At 34.8% G+C, this 16339-nt stretch carries 8 protein-coding genes and 4 tRNA genes; 8 read left to right on the top strand and 4 right to left on the bottom strand.

Features of this window, described 5'->3' with window-relative positions:
* Window positions 1–579: 579 nt before the first annotated feature.
* Both pth and tmk read right to left on the bottom strand, forming a co-directional pair.
* Window positions 580–1188 (bottom strand): aminoacyl-tRNA hydrolase, encoded by a 609-nt coding sequence (gene pth, locus ERCIKOCA2762_RS02220; RefSeq protein ID WP_157988570.1) that lies wholly within the window; start codon window positions 1186–1188, stop codon window positions 580–582.
* 716 nt (window positions 1189–1904) lie between these two features.
* Window positions 1905–2567, bottom strand: coding sequence for a dTMP kinase (gene tmk, locus ERCIKOCA2762_RS02215; RefSeq protein WP_157988569.1), 663 nt, complete (start codon window positions 2565–2567; stop codon window positions 1905–1907).
* A 1377-nt stretch (window positions 2568–3944) separates the two neighbouring features.
* On the opposite strand from tmk, the gene ERCIKOCA2762_RS02210 reads away from it, so the two are divergent.
* The 5 genes from ERCIKOCA2762_RS02210 (at window position 3945) to ERCIKOCA2762_RS02190 (ending at window position 5911) form a co-directional block, all read left to right on the top strand.
* On the top strand, window positions 3945–5129 hold the full coding sequence (locus ERCIKOCA2762_RS02210; RefSeq protein ID WP_157988568.1) for an FAD-dependent monooxygenase: 1185 nt from the start codon (window positions 3945–3947) through the stop codon (window positions 5127–5129).
* A 204-nt stretch (window positions 5130–5333) separates the two neighbouring features.
* Window positions 5334–5409: transfer RNA gene (locus tag ERCIKOCA2762_RS02205), tRNA-Thr, on the top strand.
* A gap of 11 nt (window positions 5410–5420) precedes the next feature.
* Window positions 5421–5502, top strand: a tRNA-Tyr gene (locus ERCIKOCA2762_RS02200).
* 252 nt (window positions 5503–5754) lie between these two features.
* A tRNA-Gly gene (locus tag ERCIKOCA2762_RS02195) sits at window positions 5755–5829 on the top strand.
* Between the two features lie 6 nt (window positions 5830–5835).
* Window positions 5836–5911, top strand: a tRNA-Thr gene (locus ERCIKOCA2762_RS02190).
* 1016 nt (window positions 5912–6927) lie between these two features.
* Here the strand turns inward: ERCIKOCA2762_RS02190 and cysK are convergent.
* Entirely contained in the window at window positions 6928–7875 is a 948-nt protein-coding gene (cysK, locus tag ERCIKOCA2762_RS02185) for a cysteine synthase A (RefSeq protein ID WP_157988567.1), read from the bottom strand.
* A 366-nt stretch (window positions 7876–8241) separates the two neighbouring features.
* On the opposite strand from cysK, the gene asd reads away from it, so the two are divergent.
* Complete coding sequence (gene asd / locus ERCIKOCA2762_RS02180; protein WP_157988566.1) at window positions 8242–9138, top strand: archaetidylserine decarboxylase; 897 nt, start codon at window positions 8242–8244, stop codon at window positions 9136–9138.
* Window positions 9139–9155: 17 nt separating this feature from the next.
* Complete coding sequence (gene mscM / locus ERCIKOCA2762_RS02175; protein ID WP_157988787.1) at window positions 9156–12443, top strand: miniconductance mechanosensitive channel MscM; 3288 nt, start codon at window positions 9156–9158, stop codon at window positions 12441–12443.
* Window positions 12444–12582: 139 nt separating this feature from the next.
* On the opposite strand, the gene epmA is transcribed toward mscM, so the two are convergent.
* Window positions 12583–13557 carry an elongation factor P--(R)-beta-lysine ligase gene (gene epmA, locus ERCIKOCA2762_RS02170; RefSeq protein ID WP_157988565.1) on the bottom strand — a complete coding sequence of 325 codons (975 nt, stop codon included), beginning with the start codon at window positions 13555–13557 and terminating at the stop codon, window positions 12583–12585.
* 849 nt (window positions 13558–14406) lie between these two features.
* On the opposite strand from epmA, the gene ERCIKOCA2762_RS02165 reads away from it, so the two are divergent.
* Window positions 14407–15648, top strand: a complete 1242-nt coding sequence (locus ERCIKOCA2762_RS02165; protein ID WP_162298007.1) for an N-acetylmuramoyl-L-alanine amidase — start codon at window positions 14407–14409, stop codon at window positions 15646–15648.
* The last annotated feature ends 691 nt before the right edge of the window (window positions 15649–16339 follow it).

Raw genomic sequence — 16339 nt, 5'->3', positions numbered from 1 at the left:
TAAGTTATTATGTACTTTAAAAATCGTATATATATTGTGTATAGAGGTATCGTTGTATTATACTTTTTTCCTACTACATAAAGAAGATATTCGTTGATTTTGTATGGGACCTTGTTTATACGACATATTTTGTATTAGGTGTTCACAAACGATTATATATCTTGCCTTATAAAATCATTGCTTGTCCACTGATAATTATATGATTCATTGTCGTGTGATCTACTATGTAGTAGACGGTGCGATTAAAAATAAAAGTATGTTAAATATAATTATGCTATTCAGATATATATGATGAGAGTATAATGCATATATGTTCATGATACGTGTAATGAGCATAACTCCTATTTTTATCATATAGTGTGATAATATGATAATATATTTAAAAGATAATTTAGATGATCGCATTCTTTCTGTAGTATATATGATATTTTTTATTAGAGAGCGCAGATCAGTATTATGATCGTTATCATGATAGCGATCTGATATAACATCCTGTTATAGAATCACAATATAAGATAGTACTTATTGAAATAATAGCTGTTCTAAATTAATGAGACTTAATTATTGTGAGAGATCGATTTAGCTATTGGATGTATTACCCTTATTTTTTTGCATACTATGTAGCTGATTTATCCCTTTTAGACGATTTTCTTTAAACCAGATTTCAGTGCAATATATTGCTCTATCAATAGCATTATTGATACATTGTTGTTCTGATTCTAAAGGGGTGCCAAGGACAAACTCCACCACTTTATTGCGGTTTTCTGGGTGTCCAATACCAATTCGTAACCGATGAAAACTGGCATCGTTACCCAGACTTTTAATAATATCTTTAAGCCCGTTATGGCCACCATGACTACCATTTTGTTTGAGTTTCACAACACCTGGTGGTAGATGAAGTTCGTCATGTGCTATCAGGATCTCCTGAGCAGGGATCTTGTAAAACATTGCCATTGAAGCAACGGATTTTCCACTATGATTCATAAAAGTGGTAGGAGTTAATAATCTTATATCGTATGTACCTATCTTTAAACATGCAGTATATCCAAAAAATTTTTTTTCTTCTATTAGGATCTGATTGTAATGTTGAGCCAACATATAAACATACCAAGCTCCAGCATTATGTCTAGTAGTGGTATATTTCTCACCAGGATTTGCTAGGCCAACAATTAATTTGATGCAACTCATATTCTAGAGTGTCCTTAGTAGTGTCTTTTGGTATCAGAAAATTATTAAGATGGTTTTAAAGATTAAGGACTTACAGATGATTCATGCGAATATTGGTGTTTAAGAAGTCTTTTTTGTATTTTTTAAAAGTTAGACATCATTTTCTATTTCGTCTTGTGGTTGACATAAGGCAATATACTAAATTTTGTATTTAACTTATATATCATTTTTTAAAGGTGATTGCTGTGGATAAAATTTTTATGTCAACTATAATTAATTATAGGAATGCGTATGCTAAAAACCAGAAATATGTAGGCATTTTATGAGTTCGTCATAGATGAGTACTGTTTATACAACGGTGATATGTTATAAGACACAGATATATGTGAGTATGCTCATAATGGGCTACATCATGCTATCAGAGATATATGGGTCTCTGCACGTCTAGTTAATCTATTAACTTAAAAGAGCTCTGTTTTACTGTTTGAGCTACAGTTTGTATTATGATCGTGATTTGACTCTACTAATGAAACATTCAATATGACAGTCATTACATGTAAGTAATATTTTTGATACTTATCATGATGATCAGTGCTAATATAATAGAAATGATGTGAGTTGACTGAGAATTTCTGTATTTTTATGGTGTCATTGACAGCTTTTCGCATATTACATAGGCTTCTTTATTGTAAATATTTGAAAGCGGATTATGGTTAGAGACCGACGGATTCACTCATTTATTTGAGGGATATCTTCGTGCTTTCTAGTTTCTGCGCTTGAAACCATTTTGTAATGATGTCTTTTAAATCTGCATTCATTTTTTCCTGAGACTGAGTGGCATCAATTTTTTTAATGCGATTATTACTTTTAAGCATAGTTAAATAATAGTCACGCACGCGGGTAAAAAAGTGCAATGACTGTGTTTCCATACGGTCTGGTGTTCCGCGTTTTTTGATTCTATGTACACTAATTGCAGGGGTGACATCTAGATACAAGATAAGATCTGGCACAAAGTTACCCATAACTTCCTTCTTGAGACGGCGTATAAAATCATGTCTAATACCGTGACCCCCTCCCTGATATGCTTGTGATGAGAGTTCATGACGATCTCCTATAACCCATGTTCCATGTGCTAACGCTGGTTTAATGATATTTTCTACTAGTTGTATGCGTGCGGCGTATAACATCAATAACTCGGTGTGAGATCGGATATGCTCTTTTTGATGTTTATCTTTTTTTATTAATTGACGTAGTTTTTCTGCAAGTGGTGTTCCGCCTGGTTCATGGGTGTGGATAATCTTATCCACACCGTTTTGCCGTAGTGCTGCAGCTATTGCATAAGACGATGTGGTTTTTCCCGCCCCATCTAAACCTTCAACAACAATAAACTTACCTTTCATGTTCCATCTCTTCTGATCAGACTTGCCCTAAATAATTTTTGTATCGTTTGTAGCTGCTTTCCACTCCTCCTAATATTGATACATTTTTATTCTTAATACTATTACTTTATGTAATGAGCTGAATATTTTATGTTATTTGTGTTTTGATGACGACAGATCATAATGTTAGTATGTATTTAACCTGATTATTAACAAAATATGATCGCTGTGAGTATGATTTTGGTTTTTATTGGTAGTATTACATATGCTCAATTTCTTCACAGTATTATATGCTTTTTAGACTCGGCATCATACAACAGGATTACTTCATTTCTGCACAAAACGTAATACGGCACATTGCGTGCACAAGACTATGGATGAATGCAATGCATCCGAGAAATCTTGTATGGACTATATAAAAGATTATTTTGCATTATCAAATAAATACATGATAGTCATCTATACTTGCACATGAGGTTTTTTATGTAATTTTAATGTTTTAATAGAGATTAAACACATTCGACAGATTGTATGTTACATGGCATTATCTTTAATAATATCGACTGTAGAGCCTTTAAGGCTAGCTTCTTGCATAACTTCAACCATGATCTATATTTTATACTTTATAAATAATGCTTTTTAGCATCATGTTCGTGTATACATTGCAGAAGTAGATATATTATAGATATAATAGTTATAGTCTTTATTTGATATTTTTTCACGGTTTTTTCTCGAAGGTTCTGTCAGGTATTTCAGATCATATCTCATAGTTGAGTTAGATGATATATCATAGTTAATTGTTATGATTATTCTAAATTATGCATAATAAGTATTATGACTTGTCATCATGCTATAATAGTGATACTATGATCTAGTGCTTTGAATAGATTCTATCTATTCGGATTAGAGTGGATAAGAGGGTTTGTAAGCTATAATGGTTTGGTTTTATATGTATTTTATACACTGGTTATTATTTAGAATGTTTATAAATGCTCTGTAATCTACTATTTATCCGTCATTAGAATACAGGAAATCATAATCTAGAAAGATATACAAGGTATATGGATCACGAATCTAGATAGAAAAAACTTATATTTATGAAAAGTTATTGAGTCAGTTGATTTGTTGAACAACACTTGTTTGCTTTCACGGATTTAACAAATCTAATACACTATTTAAAATTACAACATATTTTTGGATTCTAATTATGTCTCATAAAAGATATCAGACTCAAGAAAATATAGTATATTTTGTATGAGCATCAGTTATAGGGAATCCGTTGCTCCACCTATGTGGATAAACTCAAAAAGTAGCGCAAAGGTTATAGGTTAACTCTGTACGATAAATAACATACATGGTTATACGTAGTTATATGATTAGTGAGCAGCTATACAAAAAATGCTACATGAGAGACATAAAAACACCATTGAGATCATCATAGTTGGTGGTGGTATGATCGGTGCCGCATTAGCTAGTGGTTTATCGCAGCATGGCTTTGAAGTGGTAGTCCTAGAGGCAGCCTCACCCCCAATATTTAACCCTCTATCTTATCCCGATTTACGAATATCGGCTATTACTGCTGCTTCAGTATCGTTACTAAAGAAGATAGGAGTATGGCCACGTGTTCTGATTATGCGCTGTGCGCCTTATCGTACACAGGAAATTTGGGAGTATCAGATAGCTCGTGTTATATTTAATGCTCAGTCACTTGGTTTGTCTGAATTAGGATACATGGTGGAAAACCATGTATTAAAATATGCATTATCACAACAATTATATACTCAGTCAGTACCTATTTTTTATAACACACGATTAATAGATTTGCAGAAAAGAAAAGATTATTGGAATCTTATCCTAAATAATGGCAAGAATTTACAGGCACGGTTAGTGGTGGGGGCAGATGGTGCATATTCACAGGTAAGACAATTAGTAAATATTACTTGGTATAGTTGGAGGTATGCGCAATCTTGCCTGCTGATTAGTGTATATTGTAGTTATAACCCGGGAGATAGCACTTGGCAACAACTCACTCCATCTGGTCCTCGGGCTTTTTTACCGCTTTTCGGGCGCTGGGCTTTGCTTGTTTGGTATGATGAACCAGCGCAGCTTCATAGGTTGCAGTCACTAACTATGTCTCAGTTGCAAAAAGAAATCCAGAGACACTTTCCTTCTCGTGTTGGCAAAGTAAACCCATTAGCGACCACGACGCTGCCATTGTATCGTAGTCATGCCAAGCATTATATATTATCTGGGCTAGCATTAGTCGGTGATGCAGCGCACACGCTACATCCACTGGCAGGACAGGGGGTAAATCTTGGCTATCGTGATGTATCTGCGTTAATCACAGTTCTCAGAGAGGCGCGTGAACATTCGGATCAGTGGGCTTCGATAGAGGTCTTGCAGAGATATCAAGAAAAACGGCAAAAAGATAATTACTTGATGCAAAATGGAATTGATTTATTGAATTTGACATTTAGTCACACATGCTTACCATTCACGATGGTACGTAATTTGGGATTTATAATAGCAAATCACGCGGGTAAGCTGAAAAAAGATATGTTATCTTATGGATTAGGATTATGATTTATTGGAATATATATCAGTACATAAGTAGGATCAATGGAAAAGATATTGGAAGAGACTAGATTTTATAGACTGCAAATGATAGATTATTTTAAGATTATGAAATTTAAAGAAAGTGTTTAGAAGAAATTATTTTTATTAGGATAAATGAATAATTTTACTTGCATATTAGATAGGGTCTTTTTAAAATAAGGTGTATTTAATGCCGGTTTAGCTCAGTTGGTAGAGCGACTGACTTGTAATCAGTAGGTCACCAGTTCGATTCCGGTAGCCGGCACCATTCAGAGTATTGGTGGGATTCCCGAGTGGCCAAAGGGAGCAGACTGTAAATCTGTCGTCATAGACTTCGAAGGTTCGAATCCTTCTCCCACCACAATTTAACTTCTAATAGACACTCAGGATTTGAAGTTTAGTATCTTTCCAGTAATTGATGCAGTGATGTAATAGAAGATCTTGATAGTTGAGTATATTAAGCGAAATCCAGTGCTTTGTAATTTAATAACATTAAAGACTTTTATTTATTTTATATACGCATAAGAAATAACGTGTAATGATCCCATCCTCGCAGTAGATAGATACGTGTTATTGCAGATAGAGAAATATACAAGATAGGTATTTTTTAGATGCGGACATGGTATAATGGACATTACATCAGCCTTCCAAGCTGATGATACGGGTTCGATTCCCGTTGTCCGCTCCATACGATGCTGATATAGCTCAGTTGGTAGAGCACATCCTTGGTAAGGGTGAGGTCCCCAGTTCGAATCTGGGTATCAGCACCAAAAATATTTTTTATATCAGATCGTATTGCCATTAAAGTGATGTATTTTCATGAATTATTCATGTGTATTTGCAATGATTTATGAATCAAAAGAGTTTAAAAAATATATGATCGACATAACAAAAGTGCTTTGTCACTGGCAGTGTGTTATGTTCTCTATGTCTGTAGGTTTCATATTCCCTCTTAGCTTATGTAGTGGTCACGCGTCGGTTCCACATTCCTCTATAATCTTTATGTTCTTCAACACCTTTTAACAAAGCCTATAATATAGAGGAAGTAAAGACTAATGATGACATAATTGCAGAGAAGTTTTTTCTTTTTTAAAAATCGTCGGTGTACACGATCATGAAATGTTAGATACCTAAGTGGAATATCATCTCAATATTCTAGTGCTTATATACATGTCTATAATCAATAAATATTTTTGATATTGTAACTCTGAGTGTGACGGTATGCGTTTATAACTAAGATAGTTATACTATGCATAAATAATCTGAATATTTTTATCTTTGGTGGAAAAATTTAATAGAAAATTTATCATATTCTTACTTATTTTCCTCTACAATGGTAGATATACAATATAAAAAAATATTTTGATAAATCACACACGCAGTATTATTAGTATCTAAAAAAGATAATCGCATTATAATGTATAATGTATATAACTATGCATACGTCAAAGTATATGGCTTTTCAATATTTTTATGTATATTGTTGTGTTAAACGCGTAGTATAAATAAAAATATTAGAGTCTTAGTATACATAAGATAAATATCTATGTGTTCTCTAACAAAAAAGCAACCATGAAAAACATTTTTTATAATCACAGTACATGTATTTTATCTTAGTAGTATTATGATCAATAATATTTGAGTATCTGATCATAAGTGATACAGATACTCTGGTTGATGAAAATAACATCTTTGTATTAGATATACATTAGGTATATTTTAAAAAAATTAAAGACGAAGCATGTATCTGAATGTGATAATTAAATATACAGATGTGTGCTTTCGATCAGAGATCCGAAAAAAGAGCGGTAGAAAGGTATCGCTCCCCAGAAGATGGAAGAACGACAACTATATTTTTTGATATAAAACTTTTCTCTTTTTGTATTTTAAGTGCAGCAGCGAGAGCTGCACCAGAAGATATGCCAGCTAATATGCCTTCTTTCAGCATGAGTAAGCGTGCAGCGGCAATCGCTTCTTCATTTGTGATTATAATTACACGATCTACAAGATTAAGATCCAGATTATTCGGGATGAATCCGGCTCCAATACCTTGAATTTTATGTGGACCAGGTTTCATTTCTTTGCCTGCTAACACTTGAGAAATTACCGCAGAATCACTCGGTTCTACTGCTACTGACACGAGATTTTTTATTCCTTGAATATTTTTAAGATATCTACTTACTCCAGTGAGAGTGCCACCAGTACCGACGCCAGAAACAAATACATCTATATTGCCACCAGAATCTTTCCAGATTTCTGGACCTGTTGTTTTTTCGTGAATTTCAGGGTTTGCTGGATTGTGGAATTGTTGTAGTAGAATACATGTTTCTGGATGGCTATCGACAATCTCCTCTGATTTGCTAATAGCACCTTTCATGCCCTTTTCACCTTGAGTTAGCACTACATTAGCCCCTAACGCTTTTAATAACTTTCTGCGTTCAATACTCATTGTGTCAGGCATAGTTAGCGTTAATCTATAGCCACGTGCTGCTGCTACATAAGCCAAGGCAATGCCTGTGTTTCCGCTTGTGGGTTCTACTAACTGCATGCCTTTTTGAAGAATACCACGTTTTTCTGCATCCCAAATCATATTGGCGCCAACACGACATTTTACACTAAAGCTAGGATTGCGTGATTCCACTTTTACTAAAATTCGTCCATTACCAATGCGGTTTAGTCGAATAAGGGGGGTATGACCAATGGTGAAAGAGTTATCTGAGTATATCTGGCTCATAGTGTATCCATATCTATATAAAAATTGATCATCTATAAATAGTTAGCATAGCTGGTTTTGTGATCCTATGAAACATAAAACATATATATTAAAAAATAAATTAATAATAAAAAGATAATAGTATGATACGTGAAAGATCATTTTAGGATGCACAGTGGCTCTATTAACTTATTTGCATAAGCATGCCAGACATCGAGAAAGACAGACTATCCATGGCCTTCTGCTTTCTTCAGATATAGATGAATTATGTAATAGTTTATAGGTTAAATTAGGTTATTTAACCTACTGATAGTTTAATATAAATCAAAGTTTGATGATTTTCTTTATTAATTAATTCTATATTCTACTGCATGTAAGGAGGTAAACATGTTTGAGTTTATTCAACGCGCTGTAAATCATATCTTGCCCAAGAAAGCTTTGACTGAATTAGTTGGATGGGCTGCTGAAAGACGTTTAGGATGGTTGACTAAGGCTGTAATTGATGCATTTGTTTGGTACTATAAAGTAGACATGCAAGAATTTCAGCAGACTGATACCGCCAGTTACAATACTTTTAATGAGTTTTTTGTACGTCCTTTACGTGATGATCTATATCCAGTAAAAAGTAATTCTAATCTACTTATTTGTCCTGCAAGCGGTATAATTAGTGAATTGGGATTGATTCAGGGTGATCAGATTGTACAAGCTAAAGCACATTCCTATTCTCTTTTATCTTTGCTAGCCGGTAATTACACTATGACTGAGTTATTTAAAGATGGTATGTTTGTGACTATTTATCTCTCTCCAAAAGATTATCACCGTGTCCATATGCCATGCAATGGCATTTTACGTGAGATGATTTATGTACCTGGTGATCTTTATGCGCTTAATTTTCTCATGAGAGCAAGTATGCCTAATTTATTTGCACGCAATGAACGCTTAATTTGTCGTTTTGACACTCCCTTTGGACCAATGGTACAGATTTTAGTTGGTGCTACTATTGTCGGTAGTATTGAGACTGTTTGGTCAGGAACTGTGACACCACCGCGTCAGGGTATTATTAAGTGTTGGAATTGGCCAGTTAATCACACAGAAAGCGATATTATAACTTTAAGAAAAGGAGATGAGATGGGTCGATTTAAACTGGGTTCAACGGTTATTACTTTATTTTCGTCCGGTAAGATTATACTAGATTCCAGTCTGTTGGCAGGTAGCCAAGTTCGTCTTGGTGCGCCTTTTGCAACCAGAGATGAAAATAGAAATTCTGCAAGCGCATATACTTAACTGATGATGTGATTATGATGTTCTATTTGTTGTTTTTTACTTGTGTAGGTTGGATCGCTCTACAACCAGTGCATTTTTCTAATGCACAAAATACATTAAACCTGCAGCAGGAACATGAGGAGGTAAAGCTTAAGATAAATAGCATCATCAAGGATAAATGGAGCCATGATATTCATTCTATATCATTGCAGTCGATAGAAGAATATGAGAAAGCAATGGATCTGGTTCGAGAATATCTGCGGGTTATTAATGATTTTCGCAAACAGTCTCACGAATCACATCCGCAGATTTTTACGAAAAACCCGTCATGTAAACCAGCGTGTAGCAATATGGGATTTAGCGATTTTAAGCAAGAAAATGTGCAATTTAATAACCAGATAATAGCGGATAGCTGGAAAGCGCAGTCAGAGTATAATTGTATTCAAAAAATGAGTCATTCATTATCTGCTCTGTTACAGAGTCAATATAGATTTTGTATCTTTTTACATCAAGTCAACCATCAATTACTCGCGCCAGCTCCTTTAAGTACTATAAACAAAACATCATACTTAATACAACAAAAAAAAGAGCTGAATATACTTAAATCTCGAGTTGATGAACTCAAGATAGAAAAATTTTTAGCTGAGCATCGGAAAGAGCTTCTATATACGTATGCTAAGATTTATCAGCAGCAGGATTTTTCTCTCAAGAGCATACCACCAGTATTGCGTAATGAGCCATATAGTCACAAGCGAAATGAGGTAGATCTATCCCTAGGTGCTAATAAGCAGCTAGAAGCCAATATAGAGGGAATGCCGCGTATTGTGATCGAGCAATGGCAGCTTAATTGCCAGCTCTCTGAAGAACTCAAAAAACAGGCTTTGCGTAGGGAGCGAGTAGTTACTCAGCAGCGGACTGCCGCTGAGCAGACGATTCAGATTCGTCAGGCACTAAGTACTATCTGTGAACAGTCCCAGTGGTTAGGCGCCTCTAATGTACTTGGGGAAGCATTAAGGGGATTAGTAGCGCGTCTTCCAAAAATCCTAAAACCACAGCAGTTAGATAGAGAAATGGCTGAGTTACGTGCTAAACGTTTATATTATTCAGATCTTTTTGAAAGAAAAAATTCTTTCAAGCAGCATAGGGATGCTGCATTAACCACAGAGCAAGAAAATTTTCTTTTGTTACAATTTCAAATTGAGCATGAGCTGTTAGTTTCATTATTGTCTGGTTCTGATGTTCTTACACTAGAGCTAACTAAGTTAAATGTGGCCAATAGTCAATTAGTTGAGGCATTTAATGAAGTAAAAGATGCAACTCATCGTTATTTATTTTGGACACCTGATGTCAATGCAATGAATTTTAATTACCCTCGTGCATGGTTAAATGATTTAAGAATATTATTTTCATCGGATGTACTGGGTCAATTAGGTAAAGCACTTGTAATGATGTTCACCAGTCAAACTACGTTATTACCTCTTTTTTTATCTGGTTTGTTAGTTTTTTGTAGCTTAAGTTCACGCCGTCATTTTCATGATTTTCTTAAACGTGCTTCAGGAAAGGTGGGGAAAGTTACCAAAGATAACTTCAATCTCACAATACGTACTTTGTTTTGGTCTATCTTGGCTTCCCTTCCATTACCCATGTTACTAGAAGCATTAGGATATGGTTTACAGAATTCTTGGCCTTACTCGATTGCAGTAGCTATAGGAGAGGGTGTTGTTGCTAGCGTGCCGTTGCTGTGGGGGTTGATGATTTGTAAGATTTTTGCTTGCGAAAATGGTCTATTTACTGTGCATTTTCGATGGCCAAAGCATCAAGTAGTGCTTGCTATGCGTTGTTATACATTATGTCTTTGGATTATGGTGCCTTTAATTATCATGTCTATCTCTTTTGAGAACTTCTTAGATTATAGATTTTCTTCTACATTGGGTCGCATGTGCTTTATGCTTATTTGCGGACTTCTAAGTATGATGGCAGGCACATTAAAACGTGCTGGTATTCCGCTATATTTAAATCATCGCGGTAATGTTGCTCATGTAATGAATAATATTGTTTGGAACATGATCATTGTCACTCCAGTAGTAGCAATTTTAGCGACGTGTATTGGCTATCTAGACACTGCGCAAGCTTTATTAGCTAGATTAGGTATATCGCTAGCTATCGGATTTGTTCTGTTAGTGGTGTATTGTATTATTCGTCGTTGGATGTTAATTCAGAGACGTCGAATTGCTTTTGATCGAGCGCGTATACGCCGTGCAGAGATTCTTTCTCAACGCGCTCGTATTGATGATGGGCTATCTACTCAAAGAGGTATGGTTGATCATATTGAGAGCGAAGAACGAAATATGAGTTTAGATTCTATTAGTACGCAATCACTGCGACTCGTCCGATCTCTCCTTACCTTAATTGCTTTAGTATTTATCATTGCTTTGTGGTCTGAGATTCATGCTGCATTTAGTTTTTTAGAAAATATTCATCTTTGGGATGTTAGTAGCATGATGCATGGTGTTGATACCGTACAACCAATAACACTGGGGTCAGTGATGCATGCTATTCTCGTATTTCTTATTACTACTCAATTAGTACGTAACATGCCTGCTTTATTAGAGTTAGTACTGTTACAGCACATCAATTTGATGCCAGGTACAGGATATGCAATTACTACTTCTAGTAAGTATCTTATTGTCTTACTGGGTAGTTTAACCGGTTTTTCATTAATCGGTATTGATTGGTCAAAATTACAGTGGTTAGTTGCTGGTTTAAGTTTGGGATTAGGTTTCGGATTACAAGAGATATTTGCGAATTTTATCTCGGGGTTAATTATTTTATTTGAAAAACCAATCCGAATTGGTGATACAGTCACTATTCGTAATCTAACTGGAAGTGTGACACGTATTAATACTCGAGCTACTACGATCACTGATTGGGATCGTAAAGAGATTATTGTACCAAATCGGTCTTTCATTACTGAGCAGTTTACTAACTGGTCATTGTCAGATTCTGTCACCAGGGTGGTATTAAGTATTCCAGCATCACTTAGTGCTAATACTGAAGAGGTAGTAAAGGTTTTACTAGACGCTGCAGGTAGTTGTCGTTTTGTCTTAAAAAATCCAACACCAGAAGCTTTTTTAGTAGATTTGCAACAGGGTTTACAATCATTTGAGTTACGTGTTCATGCTGCGGAGATGGAACACCGAATGCCATTACGTCATGATCTTCATCGACTAATATTATTAGGTTTTCAAGAGAATAATATAGATGTGCAATCTCCAGCATTGCAAGTACGCATGGAAGTTCTCCAATCTCAAAGCGATTTTAAATAGAATATATTATGGATTATGAACATTAAGTAATTTAAGTGTGTATAAAATGCTGTGAAGCTTTCCGCATGAGCCAGTAATCCATAGTGATTTATTCAGAGCAGTGGTGATGTAAATTTTAAATATGGCTGTTTTTATAGTATCAGCAGTGATCCACTGTAAACGTAATAACATCGCTGAGTTGATCTGCTTGTAAGGCTAACATGACTAAGCGATCAATGCCTAACGCAACGCCAGAGCTATCTGGTATTCCATGAGAGAGAGCATCTATTAGATAGGTGTCAATAGGTTGCTTGGGCAGTCCAGACGCAGCACGTTTATGATTATCTTTTTTAAAACGTTGAAGCTGTTCATGGCTATCTGTTAACTCATGAAAACCATTGGCAAGCTCTATCCCTTGAAAATAGACTTCGAAACGTTCTGCAACACGGTGATCGTATTTATTTATTGCAGCCAGTGCAGCTTGCGTGGCAGGGAAGTGGTAAATGAATATTGGTTTTTCTTTACCGATATTATTCTCTATTCCACTAATAAAAAGAAGTTCTAACAAACGATCTCTATCTTCTTCATTTTGCGATACATTTCCTACGCCTAATGTATTTGCTGTTTTTCTTATCTGATGCATATCTGCTAACAGAGGATCAAGATTGAGGTAACGTAGAAATGCTGCTTGGTATGAAAGAAATTCTGCCGATCCACACTGTAGTATATACTGCAAGAACTCATTGACTTCATCCATCAAACGACGCATGTCATAGCTTGGTTGATACCATTCTAGTATTGTGAATTCTGGGTTGTGGTAACGTCCTATCTCTTGATTACGAAAGCTGTGGCATAATTGATAAATTGGGCCACTCCCTGCTGCTAATAATCTTTTCATATGATATTCTGGGCTAGTTGTTAACCAGAGCTTAAGAGCTTTGTTTTCTGGCTCTCCAGGTCGTAAAAAATATGTTTGAAAAGGGAAAATGTGCACATCAGTTACAGTAAATTGACTAAGTATAGGGGTTTCTACTTCTAAGATTGTACGATCAGCAAAGAAACGTCGGACTTTAGCGATAATGCTTGCGCGTTGAAATAAATTAAGAATGGAAGCACTGGGGCGCCAGGTATTCATCTTCCTGTTTTAACTCCATAGTAGTGTGTTGGAATTGATATCACAGTTTTTATATAGAGCTTTAAATGATATCATGCTATAGGTCATCACGAAAATCATATAGTATTAACATGATGTCAGAAGGTTGTATTGATTAGAGTGTCTATAGTACATAGTATAACTCCTAAGAGTATGAGTTATACTAGATGTATAGTTCTTAATAGAAAGCACGTTACTCAGTGATAATGATTCATATGATTGAGCAGTAACCGTGATTAATATTAAATATTTATTGAGTATGGTTGTTAAGATAAGTTGAAAATAATTTCATTTCTAGGCGTTTTGTGTTTGTTTCTATGTGCTAGTACTCATTTGTGACGTATGTCAATGCATTTAGTTGTATGACATTCAATATCATAACAATCTCTAATTATTATTAGATAGTATTAATCTATCTGTGATTTATTGTGTTGCTGGAAAGATTGTATTCATGTGGTAATTAAGCATCATGTCAGAATATATATAATACAAATATATAGAAACATATTACCTAGATGTACTATTGGATACAAGTGTGTACATATTTTATGTTAGGTGGAGGAGTACAATGGCATTGTATGTGACAATGAAAAAAGGTAGAATGTGTCGGTATACTAGGTGTTTCTTTTTTATAGAAAGTATTGTGTGAAATCCACTTATTGATATTAAATATCATGACTGGATCTTATTAGTACCTATATTGTGATCATAATATTTAATTATCTTTAGAGTTATTGTTTGAAGGATTAGTGATTTTCCAAGTGATTTTATAACGCATGTTAGTCAACAAATAAAAGAATGTTGTTAAAGTATAAAAGCTGGTATTTTATAATGCTGTTCTTTTTTTTGTGTTCTTCCAACGCTGCTAATCTATTAGATATAGATGTTTCTAATAGTAGAAAGTTAGCGAAAATCAAACTGGTATTTTCCGCGAAACCAGTGTACTTTATTTTTCATTTACGTCAACCTGATCGTATAGTACTAGATATCTCTCATAGTGCTATACTATGTGGGTTACCACATCGTTTTCAAGGAAAGAAAATTGTAACACACATTCGGGCTAGTATAAACCAAAAAACTCATAACACCCGCCTGGTTTTTAAGGTTAGTAACGGTTGTAAAATGAAGGTAATGAACCGGTATATTGGTGCTCGTTATCATGTTTTATTTACTATTTTTCTTCCTGAGGTTTCACTCAAGAAACCTTTCTACACTAAACCATTAGGGACTCAGGCGATTCGCCAATCCAGAACTGCACTTTCCAAAAGAAAGCATACTCAAGAATATATAAGAAAGATGATTCATGTAGATCAGACTTTGAATTTACACTGTAAAAGCAGTAAGATCATAGTTGCTATTGATGCTGGGCATGGCGGACAAGATCCTGGAGCTATTGGAAGAGGTGGTTTACAAGAAAAAAATGTCACTATGGCTATTGCGCATAAACTAAAGCAATATCTAGATTCTGATCCTATGTTTACAGGGGTTATGATTCGTCATGGTGATAATTTTATTTCTGTTAAAGAACGCTCAGCGATAGCTTATAAAAAAAAAGCGAATATATTAATATCAATTCATGTAGATTCTGCACCGAATCATCAAGCCTCTGGTGCATCTGCGTGGGTTTTATCGAATCGTCGCGTTGATCATGAAATGGCGCATTACTTAGAAGTGTACGAAAAGACGCGTGAGTGTTTAGTAAAGACTAAAAAAGGTCTACAGGGTCATACGCAGAATGATCCATATTTACATCAGGTTTTACTTGATCTACAATTTGATCACTCACAGAAAGTAGGATACAGTATAGCTACTACAGTTCTCGCTCAATTACAACGTATTAGCCCTTTACATAAGAACAAACCAGCGTATGCAAGCTTTGGCGTTTTGCGATCCCCTTGTGTTCCATCTCTTTTAATTGAAATAGGTTTTATTAGCAATCCAAGAGAAGAAAGATTGCTAGGGAGTTATATCTACCGAAATAAAATTACTCAGTCTATTTATCATGGTCTGCATACTTACTTTTTATTACATCCACCATCATGTAACAGACAGGAGCAGAGACAACGACCATAATCTATCGCAACAGGAAGAAAAGGATTATACCTAGTAGTGGTAAGATATAACCTCGTATCATTCCTATACTATCCTATAATGAATAATGCTCAATATTTATTAGGCACAACTTCCAGCTACCATGTCAAGATGGCTACTCATGATTATAATATAACCTTTAAAAACGGCGATAATATGATAAAATATCATATATAATTAAATAATTATTACAAGAGCACTTCATTGTTTCAAAAGGGATTTTAAGCAGACGATTTTAAATTTATAGTAGAGTTGCTCAATGAGTAAATGTTGTTCATTGAGTATAGGATCATGTACATGACATGTGGTGAGAAAAAATTTTTAGCGTTCCTCTATGTTGGTGTGATCTTCTGTTTTGTTCATCTTTTATTTTTTTATGAGAATCATATTATGATGATTAATCGAAGCAATCTGATCTTGGATTATTGTCATTTGACATCGAGTGTGATGAAATTTTCCGTCTGAGAGAGATCATTCATTAGAGAATAATGAGTAAATGTTGATAGCAGATACAGATTCCGTTTTTTGTCTTGTAGAGTCAGCGATCATTGTCTTTATATATCCCGCCTGTACGTTGTAATAGCATGATCATACCATTTATAATATGGTGTGTGATCATTACATAGTAGACTTTTAGTTGCTGCACACTAAAGACTCCCTTAACTCCATGTGT

The sequence above is a fragment of the Candidatus Erwinia haradaeae genome, assembly GCF_900698935.1.
GTDB lineage: Bacteria > Pseudomonadota > Gammaproteobacteria > Enterobacterales > Enterobacteriaceae > Erwinia_E > Erwinia_E haradaeae_D.
This window is presented reverse-complemented; position numbering and strand designations above follow the sequence as displayed.

Coding starts and splice junctions, on each gene's coding strand:
- pth (WP_157988570.1), bottom strand. CDS start 1,188: ATGAGTTGCATCAAATTAATTGTTGGCCTAGCAAATCCTGGTGAGAAA.
- tmk (WP_157988569.1), bottom strand. CDS start 2,567: ATGAAAGGTAAGTTTATTGTTGTTGAAGGTTTAGATGGGGCGGGAAAA.
- ERCIKOCA2762_RS02210 (WP_157988568.1), top strand. CDS start 3,945: ATGCTACATGAGAGACATAAAAACACCATTGAGATCATCATAGTTGGT.
- cysK (WP_157988567.1), bottom strand. CDS start 7,875: ATGAGCCAGATATACTCAGATAACTCTTTCACCATTGGTCATACCCCC.
- asd (WP_157988566.1), top strand. CDS start 8,242: ATGTTTGAGTTTATTCAACGCGCTGTAAATCATATCTTGCCCAAGAAA.
- mscM (WP_157988787.1), top strand. CDS start 9,156: ATGTTCTATTTGTTGTTTTTTACTTGTGTAGGTTGGATCGCTCTACAA.
- epmA (WP_157988565.1), bottom strand. CDS start 13,557: ATGAATACCTGGCGCCCCAGTGCTTCCATTCTTAATTTATTTCAACGC.
- ERCIKOCA2762_RS02165 (WP_162298007.1), top strand. CDS start 14,407: ATGCTGTTCTTTTTTTTGTGTTCTTCCAACGCTGCTAATCTATTAGAT.